This window comes from Wenzhouxiangella sp. XN24 (assembly GCF_011064545.1).
Classification (GTDB): Bacteria; Pseudomonadota; Gammaproteobacteria; order Steroidobacterales; family XN24; genus XN24.
This window is the reverse complement of record NZ_JAAMFG010000028.1, coordinates 142,660-160,637: the sequence shown is the minus strand read 5'-3', so window position 1 is coordinate 160,637 and position 17,978 is coordinate 142,660. Positions and strand designations below refer to the sequence as shown.

11 protein-coding genes are annotated in these 17,978 nt (G+C 67.4%); 6 read left to right on the top strand and 5 right to left on the bottom strand.

The window, feature by feature from the left end:
* The first annotated feature begins 28 nt into the window (after positions 1 to 28).
* From G6032_RS05070 to G6032_RS05045, 6 genes are all read left to right on the top strand, one after another.
* Entirely contained in the window at positions 29 to 1,519 is a 1,491-nt protein-coding gene (locus tag G6032_RS05070; protein WP_165281047.1) for a TolC family protein, read from the top strand.
* Positions 1,512 to 3,446 carry an efflux RND transporter periplasmic adaptor subunit gene (locus G6032_RS05065; RefSeq protein WP_165281046.1) on the top strand — a complete coding sequence of 645 codons (1,935 nt, stop codon included), beginning with the start codon at positions 1,512 to 1,514 and terminating at the stop codon, positions 3,444 to 3,446. Before G6032_RS05070 ends, G6032_RS05065 begins: the two co-directional genes overlap by 8 nt.
* Entirely contained in the window at positions 3,443 to 7,312 is a 3,870-nt protein-coding gene (locus G6032_RS05060) for an efflux RND transporter permease subunit (RefSeq protein ID WP_165281045.1), read from the top strand. Before G6032_RS05065 ends, G6032_RS05060 begins: the two co-directional genes overlap by 4 nt.
* Positions 7,313 to 7,413: 101 nt before the next feature.
* Positions 7,414 to 8,154, top strand: a complete 741-nt coding sequence (locus G6032_RS05055) for an OmpA family protein (protein WP_165281044.1) — start codon at positions 7,414 to 7,416, stop codon at positions 8,152 to 8,154.
* A 142-nt stretch (positions 8,155 to 8,296) separates the two neighbouring features.
* Positions 8,297 to 8,956, top strand: a complete 660-nt coding sequence (locus G6032_RS05050) for an energy-coupling factor ABC transporter permease (RefSeq protein WP_165281043.1) — start codon at positions 8,297 to 8,299, stop codon at positions 8,954 to 8,956.
* A gap of 87 nt (positions 8,957 to 9,043) precedes the next feature.
* Positions 9,044 to 10,429 carry a leucyl aminopeptidase family protein gene (locus G6032_RS05045; RefSeq protein WP_165281042.1) on the top strand — a complete coding sequence of 462 codons (1,386 nt, stop codon included), beginning with the start codon at positions 9,044 to 9,046 and terminating at the stop codon, positions 10,427 to 10,429.
* Here G6032_RS05045 and G6032_RS15900 read toward each other — a convergent pair.
* The 5 genes from G6032_RS15900 to G6032_RS05020 all read right to left on the bottom strand — a co-directional run bounded on the left by G6032_RS15900 (position 10,426) and on the right by G6032_RS05020 (position 17,879).
* Positions 10,426 to 11,184 (bottom strand): DUF1461 domain-containing protein, encoded by a 759-nt coding sequence (locus G6032_RS15900; RefSeq protein WP_165281041.1) that lies wholly within the window; start codon positions 11,182 to 11,184, stop codon positions 10,426 to 10,428. The genes G6032_RS05045 and G6032_RS15900 overlap by 4 nt on opposite strands.
* Complete coding sequence (gene aceK / locus G6032_RS05035; RefSeq protein WP_206211820.1) at positions 11,174 to 12,901, bottom strand: bifunctional isocitrate dehydrogenase kinase/phosphatase; 1,728 nt, start codon at positions 12,899 to 12,901, stop codon at positions 11,174 to 11,176. The genes G6032_RS15900 and aceK overlap by 11 nt, the downstream gene beginning before the upstream one ends.
* Positions 12,902 to 12,925: 24 nt before the next feature.
* Complete coding sequence (gene icd, locus G6032_RS05030) at positions 12,926 to 14,227, bottom strand: NADP-dependent isocitrate dehydrogenase (protein WP_165281039.1); 1,302 nt, start codon at positions 14,225 to 14,227, stop codon at positions 12,926 to 12,928.
* A gap of 138 nt (positions 14,228 to 14,365) precedes the next feature.
* Complete coding sequence (locus G6032_RS05025; protein WP_165281236.1) at positions 14,366 to 15,646, bottom strand: MFS transporter; 1,281 nt, start codon at positions 15,644 to 15,646, stop codon at positions 14,366 to 14,368.
* A gap of 106 nt (positions 15,647 to 15,752) precedes the next feature.
* A complete protein-coding gene (locus G6032_RS05020; protein WP_206211819.1) occupies positions 15,753 to 17,879 on the bottom strand; it encodes a S9 family peptidase in 2,127 nt (708 codons plus the stop codon).
* Positions 17,880 to 17,978 lie beyond the last annotated feature (99 nt).

Genomic DNA, 17,978 nt, shown 5'->3' with positions numbered 1-17,978 from the left:
GCCCTGTTCGATTCACGGAGGTGTTTTCATGTCCCGTTTCCTCGCGGCCCCGTCGGGCCGACTGCACAAGTTCGTTTCCATCACTCGTCGCGTATTGCCGGCGGCTTTGCTGCTGTCTTGGGCGGCCGGCTGCACGATGCCTTATGCACTGCCCGAAGATGCCCGGGTGCAGGCCATGGGCTCCGCTGCGTTGGATACGCCGCCCCCGGTGCTCGCGGCGCGACCCAGTGCGCGCCATGGCGTTGCGAAGACCGTCGACTCCCTGCCGGAAACGGCCGTGCTCACCGACTACGTCGAGCATGCATTGCGCCATAGCCCGGCCCTGGCGGCTGCCTACCAGGACTGGCGCGCCGCTGCGGAGCGTGTTCCGCAGGCGCGCAGCCTGCCCGACCCGCAGCTCGGCGTCGGACTGGTTTTCGACCAGGTCGAGCGAGACGCCAGCTACATGGGCGAGCGCTATTCGATTTCGCAGCGCTTCCCCTGGTTCGGCAAGCTCGGCCTGCAGGGCGATATCGCCCTCGAGGACGTCCGCCTCGCGGCACGGCGATACGAGGCACAGCGCCTGCAGCTGGCAGAGCAGGTGACGGGCGCATGGTTCGAGCTGGCATGGTTGCATGCCGCCGCGGGCGTCGCGACGGAGAACCGGGCGCTGCTCCTCAGCCTGGAGTCCATGACCCGGGCACGCTACCGCGTCGGTGAGGCCTCCTTGGCGGATGTCAACCGGGCGCAGGTCGAGCTGGGGCGAATCGACGACCAGTTGCGCTCGCTCGAGGATTTGCGTGGTCCGGCTGCAGCCCGGTTGAACGCGCTGCTCGGCCGGCCCGCAGACGCACCGTTGCAGGGTGACTTCGGCGCGCCCTCGACGCAGCCCGTGCCTGAGCTTCCGGGGCTGGATGATGCACAGTGGCTGGCCCTTGCCAGGACCTACAATCCAGGCCTGGCCGCCGCGGAACATGCGGTAGCGCGGGAAAACCGGGCGGAAGCCCTTGCACGGCGCGAGTACTATCCGGACGTGACCCTCGGCCTGGAGTACGGCCGGGATGCCAGTGCGCGCATGGCTCGCATGGACGGGGGCGGCGCCGATACCCTGGCCGGGATGATTTCTTTCAGCCTGCCGATCCGCCGCGGGCGCATCGAGGCGGGGGTGCGCGAAGCCCGGGCACGGGCCACCGCAGCCGCCCGCAGGGCGCAGGCCGAGACCTTCGACCTCGAGGCCGAGCTGCGTCAGGCCCTGTTCGTCGAGCGCGACACCGCGCGCCGGATGCAACTCTATGGCAGCACCCTGCTGCCCAAGGCGCGCCAGTCGCTCGCCTCGGTGGAGGCCGCCTATCTCACCGGAGAAGCCGGTTTCTCCGATCTCATCGAAGCACACCGCGTGGTGCTCGAGTTTTCCCTTGCGCACGAACGTGCCGCCGCCGACCGGGCCCTTGCCATTGCGGGCATACGCAGCCTCGTCGGTGCTTCATTCGAAGATCTCGATGCCCTGGCGGCACCGCAGACGGAGTCAGTCGATGAATAAGCAAGCAATGGGCCGCACGAGCGGCATGATGTTGGCGGGCCTGGTCGTGGGCGGCTTGCTGGCGGGCCTGCTGCTCGGCGCCCTGCTGTCCCGTGACGGCAGCGGTCCCGCGGCCGGACAAGACGCGCCGGCGTCGCAGGCGGGTGACGCCGGGGCCGATGGGTCGGCTGCCGTCTTCACCGAGACCGTGTACACCTGCTCGATGCATCCGCAGGTGCGCTCCACCGATCCGGATGAACCGTGCCCGATCTGCGGCATGCAGCTGATCCCGGTGCCCACGGATGCGGACGAGGATGAGGCCGCCGGCGACGCGCCTCGGCTCCGGGTCACGGCGCGCGCGGCCGCGTTGATGCAGGTGCAAGTCTGGCCGGCCGAACGTCGCGAGCTGCAGGTGCCCGTGTCCCTGTACGGGCAGCTCGACTATGACGAGACCCGCCTGCGGACGATAACAGCATGGGCGCCGGGCCGGCTCGAGCGGTTGCACTTCGATTTCACCGGCGCGCAGGTGCGTGAGGGCGAAGCGCTGGTGACGCTCTACAGCCCGCAGCTGATCGCGGCCCAGGAGGAGCTGTTGCAGGCGTCGCGCGCGTGGCAGGCGTTGCAGGAAGACGGCATCGGCATCGTGGCCGAGACGACCGGCCTCACTGTCGAGGCGGCGCGCGAGCGTCTGCGCCTGCTCGGCCTGGACGCGGCGCAGATCGAGGCAATGGAACAGCGGGGAAGCGTGGAGGACTACATCACGATCCCGGCACCGGTCAGCGGCATCGTCATCGAGCGACTGGCGACCGCGGGAGAATACGTCGAGACCGGGGAGCCGATCTATCGCATGGCCGACCTGTCGCGCCTGTGGGCCCAGTTCGAGGTCTACGAGGACGACCTGGAGCATCTGTCCGCCGGGCAGACGTTGACATTCACCACCCGCAGCCTGCCGGGCGTCGAATTTTCCGGCACCGTCGATTTCGTGGATCCCGTGATCGACGACCGCAGCCGCACGGCACGGGTGCGCGTGGTGCTGGAGAACCCCGAGGGCCGACTCAAGCCCGGCATGCTGGTGCAGGGCGATGTCGCGACCCGAACGAACGGCGATGTTTCGGCGCCGCTGGTGATTCCGGCTTCGGCGCCGTTGCGCACGGGTCGTCGCGCCGTCGTCTATGTGCAGTTGCCCGAGACCGAACAGCCGACTTTCGAAGCTCGCGAGGTCGTACTCGGGCCGTCGGCCGGTGAATGGACGGTGGTCGAGTCGGGCCTGGAGGAGGGGGCGCTCGTCGTGAGCCACGGCGCCTTCAAGATCGATTCCGAGCTGCAGATCCGCGGGCGGCCGAGCATGATGCAGCCGACCGCGGGGGCGGCGCCGCAACATCACCACGGCCCCGCTGAGCCTCAGGCCGGCCAGGATCATTCCGCCGACGGCATGCAACCGGTCGAGGCGCCGGCGGCGCATGAGGCGCCTGAAGCGTTCCAAGCCGCCCTGGGGGAGGTGGTGCATGCGCAGTTCGAGCTCGTGCGCGCGCTGGCCGCGGACGATCCGCAGGCAGCGACCCGTGCCGCGCTGGCAGTCGACCGCGTGATTCATGCGATCGACGCAACTTCACTGGAGGGGACGGCGGCCCGGCAGGACTGGAACCGGTGGGTGCAGCAGATGCACGAGGGCATCGGCAAGCTGGCTGCCGCCGACCGTCTCGACCTGCAGCGACGACACTTCGAGGAATTCAGCAATGCGCTGACCGCCGCGGTGCAGGCTTTCGGCGTGTCCGGGACGGCATCCGTGTACCGGGCGATCTGTCCGATGGTGGACGGTCGCGACGGCTACTGGCTGCAGGACGGGGAAACCATCACCAATCCTTACCATGGCGCCTCGATGCTGCGCTGCGGCTGGATCGCCGAGACGCTCGTGGACAGTGACCGCGAGGCGGAGCCACGGCCATGAGCGAACGTCGCTCGCCGCTGGACGCCGTCGTCCGCTTCTTTCTCGAGCAGAAGCTCTTCGCCGTATTGCTCGTGGCGCTGATCGTCGGCGCCGGCATATCCACGGCGCCGTTCGACTGGAAGACCGGCGCCTGGCCTCGGGATCCCGTGCCGGTCGATGCCATCCCCAACCTCGGCGAAAACCAGCAGATCGTCTACACGGAGTGGCCGGGACGCTCCCCGCAGGACGTCGAGGACCAGGTCAGCTATCCGCTCAGCGTCGCGCTGCTCGGGATTCCCGGTGTCAGCGAAGTCCGCAGTCTCTCGATGTTCGGCTTCTCCTCGGTGTTCCTGATTTTCGAGGAAGACGTCGAGTTCTACTGGTCGCGCTCCCGCATCCTGGAGAAACTCAACAGCCTGCCGGCGGGCGGGCTGCCCGATGGCGTGCAACCCGCCCTCGGCCCGGACGCGACGGCGCTGGGCCAGGTGTTCTGGTACACGCTGGAGGGCCGGGGGCCTGACGGCGAGCCGGTCGGCGGCTGGGACCTCCACGAACTGCGCAGCCTGCAGGACTGGTATGTGCGCTACGGACTCCTCGCGGCACGGGGCATCAGCGAAGTGGCGTCGATCGGCGGTTTCGTCCAGGAATACCACGTGGACGTCGACCCGGACGCGCTGCGCGCCTATGACGTGACCCTGCAGCAGGTCTACGACGCGGTGGCGGCCAGCAACCTGGACGTCGGGGCGGGCAACATCGAGATCAACAGCGTCGAGTACCTGCTGCGGGGTGTCGGTTTCGTCGAGAACGTGGCCGACATCGAGGCGGCCGTCATCGCCACGCGCGAGGATTACACTCCCGTGCGGGTGGCGGACGTGGCGCACGTGGCGCTCGGTCCGGCGGAGCGGCGCGGCGTGCTGACCCAGTCCGGCGCCGAGGCGGTCGGCGGGGTAGTGGTGGTTCGCGAGGGCTTCAACCCGCTCGACGCCATCAACAACGTCAAGACGCGCATCGCCGAACTCGCACCCGGCCTGCCGGTGCGTGCGGTGATCGACTGGACACGCGTCAGCCCCGCCGAGGTGCGCGATTTCGCCGCGGCACGCGGGATCACCCCCTTTGCGGATGAGGCTGCGCCGGGCCTGGATCACCAGGCCTGGACGCAGTGGTTACGCGCGAACGATCGGGAAACCTGGCCTGACTGGGTGACCACCAGCCAGTTGCAGATCGTCCCTTTTTACGATCGCACCGGACTGATCCACGAGACCCTCGGCACGCTGAACGACGCCCTGCTGCAACAGGTGCTGGTGACGCTGGTCGTCGTGCTCGTGTTGCTCTGGCACCTGCGCAGCGCGCTGGCGGTGGGGGCCATGTTGCCGCTCGCCGTGCTTTGTTCCTTCTTGTTCATGAAGCTGTTCGGCGTCGATAGCAACATCGTGGCACTGGCGGGCATCGCGATCGCCATCGGCACGATCGTGGACCTCGGTATCATCGTGACCGAGAACACCCTGCGGCACCTGGCGGATGCGCCGCCGGAGGAGCCGCGCCTCGAGACGGTCTATCGCGCCACGAGCGAGGTGGGCGGCGCGGTGCTGACGGCTATCAGCACGACCATCATCAGTTTCCTGCCGGTTTTCACCATGAGCGGTGCCGAAGGCCGCATGTTCACCCCGCTTGCGTTCACCAAGACCTTCGCGCTCGCGGCCTCCGCACTGATCGCACTTGCCGTGATCCCGGCGGCGTTGCACTGGCTGCTGGCACGACGCAGGTCGCGGCCGGCGCCCGCACGTTCCTGGCAATGGCCCGCGCGCCTGGAGCCGCTGCGTCGTACCGGGGCGCGGATCGGGTCACCCGCCGTCAACGTGCTGGCGATCATCGCGGTGGGTTGGGTCCTGGCGGTGGTCTGGGAGCCGCTGGGCCCGGAGCGCGGCCTGTTACGCAACGGCCTGTTCATCGCCTTGCTGCTGGGCGTCGTGCTGGGCCTGTTCGCCCTTTTCCAGCGCTTCTACGCGCGCATACTCGGCTCGTTGCTCGATCACAAGGCGGCCTTCCTGTGCCTCCCGCTGCTGCTCGTACTGCTGGGTGCAAATGCCTGGCTGGGTTTCGATCGCGTGTTCGCCTTCATCCCGGCGGCCGCGCAGCAGGTGGGCCTGGACGAGGACGCGGTGCGCGACAGCAGGGGATGGCGATTCGCCAGCCGCGCGTTCCCCGGGCTCGGGCGCGAATTTCTGCCGCCGCTGGACGAAGGCGCTTTCCTGTGGATGCCGACAACCATGCCGCATGCTTCGCTGGGCGAGGCACTGGCGGTGCTCAAGCACCAGGACATGGCGATCGCCGCGGTGCCCGAGGTCAAGAGCGTGACGGGGAAAATCGGTCGCGCCGACAGTGCGCTGGATCCGGCGCCGATTTCCATGATCGAGACGCTGATCCATTACCACAGCGAATACGTCACGGACGCACAGGGGCGTCGCCTGGAGTTCCGCTACGATCGCCGCAGTGGCGAGTTCGTGCGGGATGCGGCGGGAGAACTGGTCCCCGACCCCCGGGGGCGGCCCTACCGCCAGTGGCGGGAGCATATCCGTTCGCCGCAGGATATCTGGGAAGAAATCGTCGCTGCGGCGGAAATTCCCGGTACGACGGGGGCGCCGTTGCTGCAGCCGATCGAGACCCGCCTGGTGATGCTGCAGACGGGCATGCGCGCCGCCATGGGCATCAAGCTCCGGGCACCGGACCTCGAGACGCTGGACCGCGTTGCGGTGGAACTCGAGCGCAGGGTCAGAGAGGTGCCGGAGGTCAACCCGGGCACGGTGAATGCCGATCGCGTGATCGGCAAGCCCTACCTGGAAATCGAGATCGATCGCGCCGCCATCGGCCGCTACGGGCTGAATGTCGCCGATGTCCAGGCCGTGATCGCGACCGGCATCGGGGGGCAGCAGATCACCACCACGATCGAGGGGCGCGAGCGCTATGCCGTCCGGGTGCGCTATCCCCGCGAATTGCGCGACGACCCTGCGGCCATGGAGAGCATTCTCGTCGCGGGCGCCGGCGGGGTCCAGGTGCCGCTCGGCGAACTGGCTGACATCCGCTACGTCCGCGGCCCGCAGATGATCCGCAGCGAGGACACGTTCCTGACGGCTTACGTCACGTTCGGCGGCGTCGCGGGAAGCGCCGAGGTGGACGTGGTCGATGCCGTGCGTGCAGCGCTCGACGACGCCGTCGCGCGCGGCGAGTTGCTCGTGCCGCAGGGCGTGAGCTGGCGTTTCGCAGGAAACTACGAACACCAGTTGCGCGCCATGCGCACGCTCAGCGTCGTGGTGCCGGTCTCGCTGGCGCTGATCTTCATGATCTTGTACCTGCAGTTTCGCTCGGTGGCCACGTCCGTGATCGTGTTCGCCGGCATCGCGGTGGCCTGGGCCGGCGGCTTCATCACTTTGTGGCTCTATGGCCAGGGCTGGTTCGCGGACTTCAGCTTGTTCGGCGTCAATATGCGTGACCTGTTCCAGCTGCAGCCGGTCAACCTGAGCGTCGCCGTCTGGGTGGGCTTTCTCGCGCTTTTCGGCATCGCCGTGGATGACGGTGTCGTCATGGCCACCTACCTCAAGCAGAATTTCGCACGGCGGCAGGCGGCCTCGGTGGCCGAGGTTCGCGCGGCCACGGTAGAGGCCGGGCTGCGTCGCGTGCGTCCCTGCCTGATGACCAGCGCCACGACCATTCTCGCGCTGCTGCCCGTGCTGACGTCGACGGGCCGAGGCGCCGACCTGATGATCCCGATGGCGATCCCCAGTGTCGGCGGCATGGCTTTCGTGTTGTTGACCATGTTCACGGTCCCCGTGCTGTATTGCTGGTTCGAGGAACGCCGGCTCGGGGAGGTTGCCACGATTCGCCACGATTGATCCGCACGGCGCCCGCGGATTGCCCGCGGGCTGCCTCGTGCACCGGGTGGAATGGCTCCTGAGGCGGACATGTCGTTCGCCATGTCAACGGAGCAACAGCCATGAAAAACAGCATCCTTACGCTCGCCGTCATCACGTCGTTGGCCGCGACGCCCGTCCTCGCCGCGGAGAGCTCGCCGACCCAGGCCCGCCACAATGCGATCGGGATCGTCGCCGGGGGGCTTCTCGGCGCGGTAATCGGCGGACCCCCGGGACTGATCGCCGGCATGGCCATGGGGGGCATCACGAGTGACCAGCAGCTTGCCCGGTCCCGCGTCGATTCGCTGGAGTCGCTGGCCGGACAACTGCGCGACGAGCAGCGTGACCTCGAGACCGAGCGCAACGGCCTGCAGGCCCGCGTGACCACGCTCGGCGAAGCCCTCGAACGCCAGCGGGATTTGGCCGGGCGCGCCGCGGAGACGCTCATGCTGACGGACGGACTCGAGTTCAGCATCGGTTTCCGCAGCAACAGCGCCGCGCCGCCCGAGACCCTGGAAGAGAGCCTCGCGGCCCTGGCGACACTGGTCGGCGCCGTGCCGGAACTCACGATCCAGCTGGACGGCTATGCGGATCCGCGTGGCACTGCGGCGTTGAACTCGAAGCTGTCGATGCAACGGGCTGAAGCGGTGCGCGAGCGACTCGTCGCGGCGGGCGTCGATCCGCAGCGTATCCAGGTCGCCGGGCATGGCGCCGTGCTCGCCGAGGGCGCCGCCCAGGCCGATCCCGACGAGTGGGCCATGCAGCGCCGGGTGGACGTACGCCTGCAGAGCGATTCCGCGCGACGCGTGGTGTCCAGGCCCTGAGCATGGTGTGGCGGTGACGGTGGCGGTGCCGGAATGACCCGGTACTGCCGCCGTCTCGCGGGCTCTCGGCGCGGCGTCGTACCCGGCAGCCGCCTAGAATGTGAGCTCCGGGGAAGTCCATTGCGGGAGATCGTCGCCGCCCATGCAATTCGACGCCGAAGTCCTTTCGCCCGGGCTGGTCTCGCTCTGCTGGCTGCTGGCCGGGTTGCTGCTGCCGGCCGCCCTGTCCGGGCTGGGTGTCGTCCGGAGCGCACCGTATCGCCTGCACCTGGTGGCCGGCGCGGCCGTCGCGCTGGCATTGCTCTGGAGCGTGCGGGCCGCGGTGGATCCCGGTGTCGGCCTCCATGTGCTCGGGATCACCGCTGCGGTGCTGCTGCTCGGCTGGCGCCTGGCGATGCTGGCTGCCGCCCTGGCCTCGCTTGCGCTCGTGCTCCTCGGCGACACGCCCTGGGCGAGCGCGCCGGCGGGCTGGCTGCTGTCGGCCGCTGCCCCCGGCGCCGTGGCGGCGGCGATGGCCTGGATCGCCCGCTTTCACCTGCCGCGCAATCCCTTCGTGTTCATATTCGTCTGCGCGTTTTTCGCCTCGGGACTGGCGCTCCTGCTGACGTGGCTGCTGAGTACGGCCCTCCTGGCCTGGTCCGGCCAGGCCTCGCCCAGCGGCGTCGACGGTTCCTTGCTGGCCTTCCTGCCGCTCGTGATCTTTCCCGAGGGCTTCATCAACGGTGCGATCGTGAGCATGTTGATCGTCTATCGTCCCGACTGGGTCCGCCTGTACGACGAGCGCTTCTATATCCGGTCCTAGCCAGGGCCTGGCGACCGGCCCGCCGGCGGGCCTGGCTCGCGCGGATGGCATAATGACGCGTCCGTACTCATGCAGCCGAGGTCGTCGATGTCCGCCACCCAGTTCTATACCGACCGTGCCGCGGGAGCTTGCCCGGTTCATTTCGTCGCCGCGGACGGGCTCGAGGGCCTGCTCGGGAAAATGACGGATGCGCATCGCGCCTGGGTGCGCAGCACCGCCTGGCAGCCCAAGCCAGGCGCCGTGCTCGCCTTGCCCGGCAACGACGGCAGCGTGGCGGCGGTCGTGGCCGGAGCGGGCGGCGACGAGCCTTTCTGGGCGATCGCCTCCGTACCCGGACAGCTTCCTCCGGGCAGCTACGTGCTCGCCGGCGACCCTGATCCGGCGGAGGGCACCCGTCACGCGCTCGCCTGGGGGATCGGCCAGTACGGCTTCAGTCGCCGTTCCAAGGCGCCCCCGGTGCAGGCGCGCATGCTGGCCTGGCCGCGGGACGTCGATCCGCGGGCTGTTATTTCGGCGGTGGATGCGGACGCCCTGGTGCGCGACCTGGTCAACACGCCGGCCGCCGACATGGGTCCTGCGGAGCTGTCGCAGGCGGCCGCAGCGCTGGCCGCCGCATCGGGCGCCGAGTTCCGGGAGATCGTCGGCGACGCCCTGCTCGTGGAGAATTTTCCCGCCATCCACGCGGTGGGCCGCGCCAGCGTGCGCGCACCGCGACTGCTGGACTTGCGCTGGGGCGATACGGGCCGGCCACGCGTGACGCTGGTGGGCAAGGGGGTCTGTTTCGACACGGGCGGCCTCAATCTCAAGCAGCCTGGCGGCATGCGCAACATGAAAAAAGACATGGGCGGCGCCGCCCACGTGCTGGGCCTGGCCAAGATGATCATGGACGCGGCGTTGCCGATCCGGCTTCGCGTGCTGGTTCCTGCGGTCGAGAACAGCGTCGCGGGCAATGCCTATCGCCCGGGCGACGTCGTATCGACACGGGCGGGCCTGAGCGTGGAAATCGGCAATACCGATGCGGAGGGCCGGGTCGTGCTTGCCGATGCGCTGGCCCTCGCGGACGAGGAGGCTCCGGAGCTGCTGCTGGATTTCGCCACGCTCACCGGCGCGGCGCGGGTCGCACTGGGACCGGACCTGCCGGCCTTGTTCGCCAGCGACGATGCGCTGGCGCGCGACTGGGCCCAGGCCGGTTCATCGTCGGGCGACCCGCTCTGGCACATGCCGCTCTGGGCCCCTTATGCGGCTAACCTCTCGGGCGGCATTGCGGACCTGAACAACGTGACCACCGACGGCTTCGCCGGGGCCATCTACGGCGGCCTGTTCCTGCAGCGTTTCGTCTCCAGCGCGGGTGCATGGGCCCACGTCGACACCTTCGCCTGGAATCCGCGCAACCGCGCCGGACGGCCCGAGGGCGGCATGAGCCAGGGCGTGCGGGCGGCGTTCGGGATGCTCGCGAGTCGCTATCCGGCCTAGACGCGCGGTGGAGCGGCCGCCGCTGCGTCGGTCGCCAGCCGCGCTGCGAGGAACAGGAAAAACGCATAGCAGGCCAGCGCCAGCGCCAGGATGGCGATGGCGATCGCACCGAACAGGAACGGGGCCTTCATCATCGTGGACATCAGCGAGTCCTGGTAATAGAAAAACCACGGGTTTTCCGGCGGGAAGACCAGCACATGGAACTGGTAGAAAACCCGGCGCGGCCCGATGGCGAAGACCAGCGCGACGCCCACCCCGACGGCGAGCAGGCTGGCGCCGAGCAGGCGCCGCAGCCGCGGCACGCGCCAGCCGCGGGTCCTGATCAGCCCGAGGTGGATGACCAGCCATGCGAGCGCGAGCCATCCCGCCGGCGCCAGCCGGTCGACGAGGCGGGCGACGTCCTCCAGGTGAACGATTTCAGGGGTTCTCAGCAGGGTATCGATGGGTCGACCGTCGGGATCGTGGTACCGCAGTTCCGCCAGTCCGGCGCCCGAGGCATGGATCGCATCGACGATCTCGGCGAAGAGGCGCGCCCGCTCGGCCCGGGTCGTCGTCTCGAAGTCGTCCTTGTAGCGATTCTGCGGGCCGAAGTGTTCTATGTGCCCGTGCACGTCGATGACGTCGTACCAGAGCGGGTAGAGAAAATCTCCCACGGCCAGCACCCGCCAGGCGAGCCACAGGGCCCCGAGCGCCGCCGCCGGCAGCAGCAGCCAGAGATGCAGCCCTGTGCCGCGTACCGCGCCGTCAGCCGCCACTGGCCTGGGCCGAAAGGCTGGGCCGGTACGGCAGGATCTCGAGCACCTCGCCCGCCTCGTGCCGCCGTTTCATTTCCCGCCAGAATTCCGGCGTCAGCAGGTCCGCATGATTTTCCATGAAGACCTCCAGCTGTTGCGGCTCGAAACCGAGGAAGCTGACGAATTGCTCCGGAAAGACATCGTCCTCGTCCACGAAAAACCACGCCTCGGACTGCATTTCCTCTTCCATGGTGCGCGCCTTGGGCAGCTTCCGGAAGTTGCATTCCGTCACCAGGCACAGCTCGTCGTAGTCATAGAAAATGACCCGCCCGTTGCGGGTCACGCCGAAGTTCTTCAGCAGCAGGTCGCCGGGGAAGATATTGGTCGCGGCCAGGTCGCGGATCGCCTGGCCGTAATCGAGCACCGCGTGCCGGGCCGCCAGCGGCGAGGCTTCTGCGAGGTAGAGGTTCAGCGGCCGCAGGCGGCGTTCGACATAGCAGTGCGTGATGACCACGTCGTCGCCATCCACGCACACGGTCTGCGAGGTCGATTCCAGCAAGTGTTCCAGCAAGGCCGGATCGAAGCGGGTTCGCGGGAAGCGCAGCATCTTGAATTCCTGCGCGTCCACCAGCCGCCCGGCCCGGTCATGCCGGAATACGAGGTAGTACTTGTCCAGCACGTCCTTGCGGACCACGGTCTTCGGGTAGGCGAAGCGGTCGCGAATCACCTTGAACACCACGTCGAAGGACGGCAGGGTGAAAACCGCCATGACCATGCCGCGATCGCCCGGCGCTTCGACGAACTGGTCACGCGAATGCTGCAGGTGGCGGAAGAAGGTGCGATAGGTCTCGGTCTTGCCCTGGCGTGCCCGGCCGAGCACGGTGAACAGTTCCGCCAGCGGCTTGCGCGGCAGGATCGTGCGCAGGAAAACGACCGCGTCATGCACGGTCTCCAGGTCCGCGTGGAAATAGCTGCGCGTGAAGCCGAACAGGATGCTGGTGTCGCGAACGGATGTGAGCACGGCATCCACGCTGATGCCGTCCGGACCGTTTTTCAGCGCGATGACGACCGGCTGGGGTTGCGCTACGCCGAGCGCCCGGCCCACGACGTAAGCGCGGGTGTTCTGGTAGAAGATCGGCCGCATGAATTCGATGCGCGTGAGGCGTTCCAGGCCGCCGAGCGGCTCCCACGCCCGGACGAGTTCCGCGACCACGAAATCCACGCTGTTCTTGAAGTCTTCCCACGGTGACTCGAAGCTGTGGTCCTCGAGGACGTCTTCCACGAGCGCGGCCGCGGTGTCGGTATGCTCGTAGACGTTCAGCGCCTGGGGAGGGCGCACCTTCGACAGCGGGTCCAGGTCGAGGGCTACGAACTCGACTTCGGGGTCCACGCCCACCGTGGTGAACAGGCGTCGGCTGATCGAACTGAAGAAGGTCTTTTCGAACTCCAGGTCGATGAAATCGCGAATCTCGTCCTCGAAACAGGCCTTGATCTGGACCCACAGGGCGCGGTTGTTGGCGTGGCCGGCGAGGCGGCCGCGGAGCGCTTCCGTGGTCCTGGCGACATAGCGATCGTAGAGATCGATGCGCTCGGTGGCGTCGCGACGCCCCGCTGCCCAGTCGCGGCTCTCGAAGCGCAGTCGCGCCCGCCGGGTGATCTCCCGGAACTCGGCGTTGTAGTCGCCGAAGGCGTCGAAAATGGCCCTGGCGCACTCGCGTGCCAGGGCCGGATCAGCCAACCGGTCAGGCATCCCGGCCGGGCGTCAGTCGAGGTTGCCGATCAGCGCATCGGCGAATTCGCTGCACTTGACCTCGTTGGCGCCCTCCATCAACCGTGCGAAGTCGTAGGTCACCGTCTTGTCGCCGATGGTCTTGTCCATCGCCGTGATGATGCGATCGGCTGCCTCGATCCAGCCGAGGTGGCGCAGCATCATCTCTCCCGAGAGAATCAGGCTGCCCGGGTTGACCTTGTCGAGGTTCGCGTATTTCGGCGCCGTGCCGTGGGTGGCCTCGAACACCGCGTGTCCCGTCACCGAGTTCACGTTGCCGCCCGGGGCGATGCCGATCCCCCCGACCTGCGCCGCCAGCGCGTCGGAGAGGTAATCGCCGTTCAGGTTGAGGGTCGCGATGACGTCGAATTCGGAGGGACGCGTCAGCACCTGCTGCAGCGTGATATCGGCGATCGCATCCTTGATCAGCACCTTGCCGTCGGCCAGCGCCTTTTTCTGCTCGGCATTGGCGGCGGCTTCCCCTTCCTCGTCGCGGGTTCTTTCCCACTGGTCCCAGGTGTAGGTGCGATCACCGAACTCGCGTTCCGCGAGCGCGTAGCCCCACTTGCGAAACGCGCCCTCGGTGAATTTCATGATGTTGCCCTTGTGGACGAAGGTCACGCTCTTGCGGCCGTTGTCCAGCGCGTATTCGATCGCCGCGCGCACCAGTCGTTCGGTCCCCTCGCGCGACACTGGCTTGATGCCGATGCCCGTGGTGTCCGGGAAACGGATCTTGCGGAACTCGTCCGGGAAATGCTCGCTCAGCAGGTCGAGGAAACGCTTGCCCTTGGCCGAGCCCTGTTCGAACTCGATGCCGGCGTAGATGTCCTCCGTGTTCTCGCGGAAGATGACCATGTCCACGTCCTGCGGTTTCTTGACCGGCGAAGGGACGCCCTTGAACCAGCGCACGGGCCGCAGGCAGACATACAGGTCCAGCAGTTGCCGCAGTGCCACATTCAGGCTGCGGATGCCGCCGCCGATCGGCGTGGTGAGGGGGCCCTTGATGGAGACCAGGTAGTCGCGGCAGGCCTGGACGGTTTCGTCGGGCAGCCAGGAGTTGAACAGGTCGTTGGATTTCTGCCCCGCGTAGATCTCCATCCAGTGAATCTTCTTCTGGCCGTCATAGGCCTTGTCGACTGCGGCGTCGAGCACGCGAACCGTGGCACGCCAGATGTCCGGGCCCGTGCCGTCGCCCTCGATGAACGGGATGATCGGGTTGTCCGGGACGCGCAGCACGCCGTTATCGATGCTGATCTTTGCGCCGCCCTCGGGAACGACGATGTTCGCTACTGACATATTCGGAACTCCTTCGCTGGGAGCGGCCTTCCGCGAGCCGCGTCGTGAAGCCTCGATGATACTCGCTGGAGCGCTCGCCGCGCCATGTGGCCCCGCCGGCGGCATGCCAGGCCGGGGTTTCCGGAGTTGTTTCGCCCTTCAATCCGCCGGGGCGTGTTCCGCAACCCATCGGCCGCGGGCTTCGTCGATGCGGCGACTGGCGAACAGGGCCACGGCGACGAGGAGTACACAGAACAGCACGGCCGTCTGGAGCCCGAGAAGGGCCTGCAGCAGGCCGATGGCGAGAAGGCCGAAAAAGCCGGCGAGCTTGAGGGCCAGGCCCCAGAAGCCGAAGAATTCCGCGGTGCGCGACAAGGGCGAGAACAGGCCGACGAGTGTACGGGTCGCGGACTGGCAGGAGCCGAGGCTGAGGCCCGCCATGATGCCCACCACGAGGAACACGTATTGCGCCTGCACGGGTGTCCCGAGCACTGCGCTCAGAAACGTTGCAATGCCGGGCGTCAGGTAGATCAGCACGATGGCGGCGATCCACATGAGGAGCGTGATCTGGTAGGTGCGCTTCCCGCCGAGATGATCCTGGATGAAGCCGAAACCCAGCGCCCCGATCGCCGCGGTGATCTGCACGATCACGAACATGAGCGTCCGCACGCTGCTTTCCCAGCCGATCACCTGCGCGCCGTAAATGAACGCGTAGGTGATGATGATGTAGATGCCGCTCATGGCGAAGAAGGTCGAGAGCAGGAGCACGGCAAGATCCCTGTGGCCCTCGAGATCGACCAGGGTGGAGCGGATGCGGGCGATGCCGATGGCGAAGTAACCGGTTCCCGGGGGGCGCCTGCGGGGCTTGCCGCGTTCCTTCACCCACAGGAAGGTGGGGATGGCCGCGACCAGGAAGAACCCCGCGGCCCATGGCCCGACCCAGCGGATCCGCTCGAAGTTCTCGGCGCTGACCTCGCCGAGCACGAGGAGCACGAAAACCGCGGACGCCATGCCGCCGATGTAGCCGAGGGCCCAGCCGAAGCCGGAAATCTTGCCGAGGTCCTCGGGCGGGCCGAGATCGGGCAGGAAACTGGCGATGAAGGCCTCGCCGATGGAATAGCCGAAATTCGAGACGATGAGCAGCAACACGCCGAGCAGGGCGTAGCCGGGCGCGACAAAGTACAGCGCGGCCGTCGCGACGACCGTGAGCAGGTAACTGGCGAACAGGAAACGCTTCTTCGAAGCGGTGTAGTCCATGATGGCGCCGGCGATCGGTGCGCATATGACCACGAGCAGGTAACTCGTGGAGAGCGCCACGCTCCAGAGGAAATTGCCCAGGCGATAATCGCCGTCGTTGCCGACGATCACCCGCGTGAACAGGTCGCCGAAGACCACCGTGATGATCAGCAGCGTATACGCCTGGTTGGCGAAATCGAACATTCCCCAGCCGAGAATCTCGCGACGTGACGCCCGGGTGCGAGGGATCACTTTCACGCGCCGGGTCCGGTTCCGGCGCGCCGGTCGCCCTGGATTCGCCCCGCCGGCCTCATTTTTCGAGGCCGTCGAGGTAGAGCACGAACGCGTATTCCTGCGCCAGTTCGCGCAAGGACTCGAAACGGCCGCTGCTTCCGCCATGCCCTGCCGTCATCGTCGTGCGAAACAGCAACAGCGCATCATTGCTGCGGGTGGCGCGCAGCTTCGCGACCCACTTGGCGGGTTCCCAGTACTGGACCTGGGAGTCGTGCAGGCCGGTCGTGACGAGCATGGGCGGGTATTGCTGCGCCGTGACGTTGTCATAGGGACTGTAGGACAGCATGGTCTCGTACCAGGGCGCGAACTGCGGATTGCCCCACTCGTCGAACTCGTTGGTGGTCAGCGGAATCGTTTCGTCGAGCATGGTGGTTACGACGTCGACGAAGGGCACGTGCGCCACGATGCCTGCGTAGAGTTCCGGCGCCATGTTGGCGACCGCCCCGACCAGCAGGCCGCCGGCCGAACCGCCCATGGCGTAGACACGCTCCGGCGCAGCGTAGCCCTCTGCGACGAGGAAGCGCGTGACGTCGATGAAGTCGGTAAAGGTGTTCATCTTGTTCAGCAGCCGCCCATCGTCGTACCAGCGCCGGCCCATGTCCTGGCCGCCACGGATATGTGCCACCGCATAGACGAAGCCCCGGTCGAGGAGCGACAGGCGGTGCGCGCTGAAATCCGGGTCGCGGCTCGAACCATAGGCGCCGTAGCCGTACTGGTAGAGCGGCGCGCTGCCGTCCAGCGGCGTGTTCTTGTGGTAGACGAGAGACACGGGAATCAGCTCGCCGTCGCGCGCCGGCGCCCAAAGGCGCTCGCTGCGGTAGTCGGCCGGGTCGAAGGTGCCGAGCACGGGTTGTTGCTTGCGCAGTTCCCGCTCGCCGGTCGTGATGTCGAGATCGAACACCGAGACGGGGGTCGTCATCGAGGTGTAGGCGTAACGCAGCGTCGTGGTGTCGAGGCGCGGATTCGCGTTGCCGGTGGCCCAGGTCGTCGCCGCGGCTTCGTCGGCCGGGACGTAGAATTCCTCCCCGGACCAGGTGCGCACCCGCACGCGCTGCAAACCCCCGGAGCGCTCGCCGACGGCCATGAAGGTGTCGAAGACCAGGTGGTCCTCGATGAACACGTCCTCACTGTGAGGGATGATGTCCGTCCACTGCGAGAAGTCGTTCTCCGCGCCCACGGGCACGCTCATCAGCCGGTAGTTGGGCGCCTCCCGGTTGCTGCGGACGATCCAGCGGTCGCTCACGTGGTCCGCACTGTACAGGTGCCCGCGCTCCCGCGGCAGGAACACCCTGAACTCCCCACGCGGATCATCGGCCTCGAGAATGCGCATCTCGGTGGCTTCGGTGCTATTCAGATAGATGGCGACGTAGTCGCCCGAGCGGCTGCGACCGATGCCGGTGTAGAACTCGTTGTCGGGCTCCTCGTAGACGATCGGGTCGGCGCCCGTGCTCCCGAGTTCATGGCGGCGCACGCGATAGGACAGCAGCGTGACAGGGTGATTCTCGACGTAGAACAGGTGACGGCTGTCCGCGGCCCAGGCGAAGCTCGAGACGCCGGTGATCTCGTCAACCAGCAATTCGCCGGTCTCCAGGTCCCTTACCTTGACGACGTACTGGCGCCGCCCGACCGTGTCCTCCATCCAGGCGAGCAGGCGATTGTCGTCGGAGACGGCGTAGTCGCCGATGTCGAAGTAGTCATGGCCCGCCGCCATCGCGTTGCCGTCGAGCAGGATCTCCTCCTCCCCGCCGGCCTTGCGCCGTGCGTGGATCGGGTGTTCCTGGCCTTCCTCGAATCGGGTGTAATAAAAATAGCCGCGATCGAACACGGGCACGGTGGCATCGTCCTGTTTCAGGCGGCCGACCAGTTCTTCATAAAGCGTGTCCACCGTCTCCCTGCGACCGGATTCCCAGGCCGCGTAATAGGCGTTTTCGGCCTCCAGGTAGGCGATGACATCGGGTTCACTGCGGGTGTCGTCCCGCAACCAGTACCACGGATCGTCGCGCTGGCCCTGCGGTGACAGCACGGTGAATGGCCGCTCCCCGGCCACGGGCTCCGGCGGCATGACGCCCCGGGTCTGCGCGCAGGCGGCGAGGCCGAGCACGGCGGCCAGAATCGCGGCACTGGCGAGTCGGGACACGGGCATGGTGCGACGCTCCGGTCTGCGGCGGGACGGGCTGACGGCGACTATGCTTTGCTCAGCGTCAGATGTTGAGGTACCGTCGGCCGGAGGGTTTGCGAGGGG

Excerpts from the sequence above, each read along its gene's own strand:
- G6032_RS05045 (WP_165281042.1), top strand. The coding sequence starts at position 9,044 with ATGTCCGCCACCCAGTTCTATACCGACCGTGCCGCGGGAGCTTGCCCG.
- G6032_RS05050 (WP_165281043.1), top strand. The coding sequence starts at position 8,297 with ATGCAATTCGACGCCGAAGTCCTTTCGCCCGGGCTGGTCTCGCTCTGC.
- G6032_RS05020 (WP_206211819.1), bottom strand. The coding sequence starts at position 17,879 with ATGCCCGTGTCCCGACTCGCCAGTGCCGCGATTCTGGCCGCCGTGCTC.
- G6032_RS05060 (WP_165281045.1), top strand. The coding sequence starts at position 3,443 with ATGAGCGAACGTCGCTCGCCGCTGGACGCCGTCGTCCGCTTCTTTCTC.
- icd (WP_165281039.1), bottom strand. The coding sequence starts at position 14,227 with ATGTCAGTAGCGAACATCGTCGTTCCCGAGGGCGGCGCAAAGATCAGC.
- G6032_RS05055 (WP_165281044.1), top strand. The coding sequence starts at position 7,414 with ATGAAAAACAGCATCCTTACGCTCGCCGTCATCACGTCGTTGGCCGCG.
- G6032_RS05065 (WP_165281046.1), top strand. The coding sequence starts at position 1,512 with ATGAATAAGCAAGCAATGGGCCGCACGAGCGGCATGATGTTGGCGGGC.
- G6032_RS05025 (WP_165281236.1), bottom strand. The coding sequence starts at position 15,646 with ATGTTCGATTTCGCCAACCAGGCGTATACGCTGCTGATCATCACGGTG.
- G6032_RS05070 (WP_165281047.1), top strand. The coding sequence starts at position 29 with ATGTCCCGTTTCCTCGCGGCCCCGTCGGGCCGACTGCACAAGTTCGTT.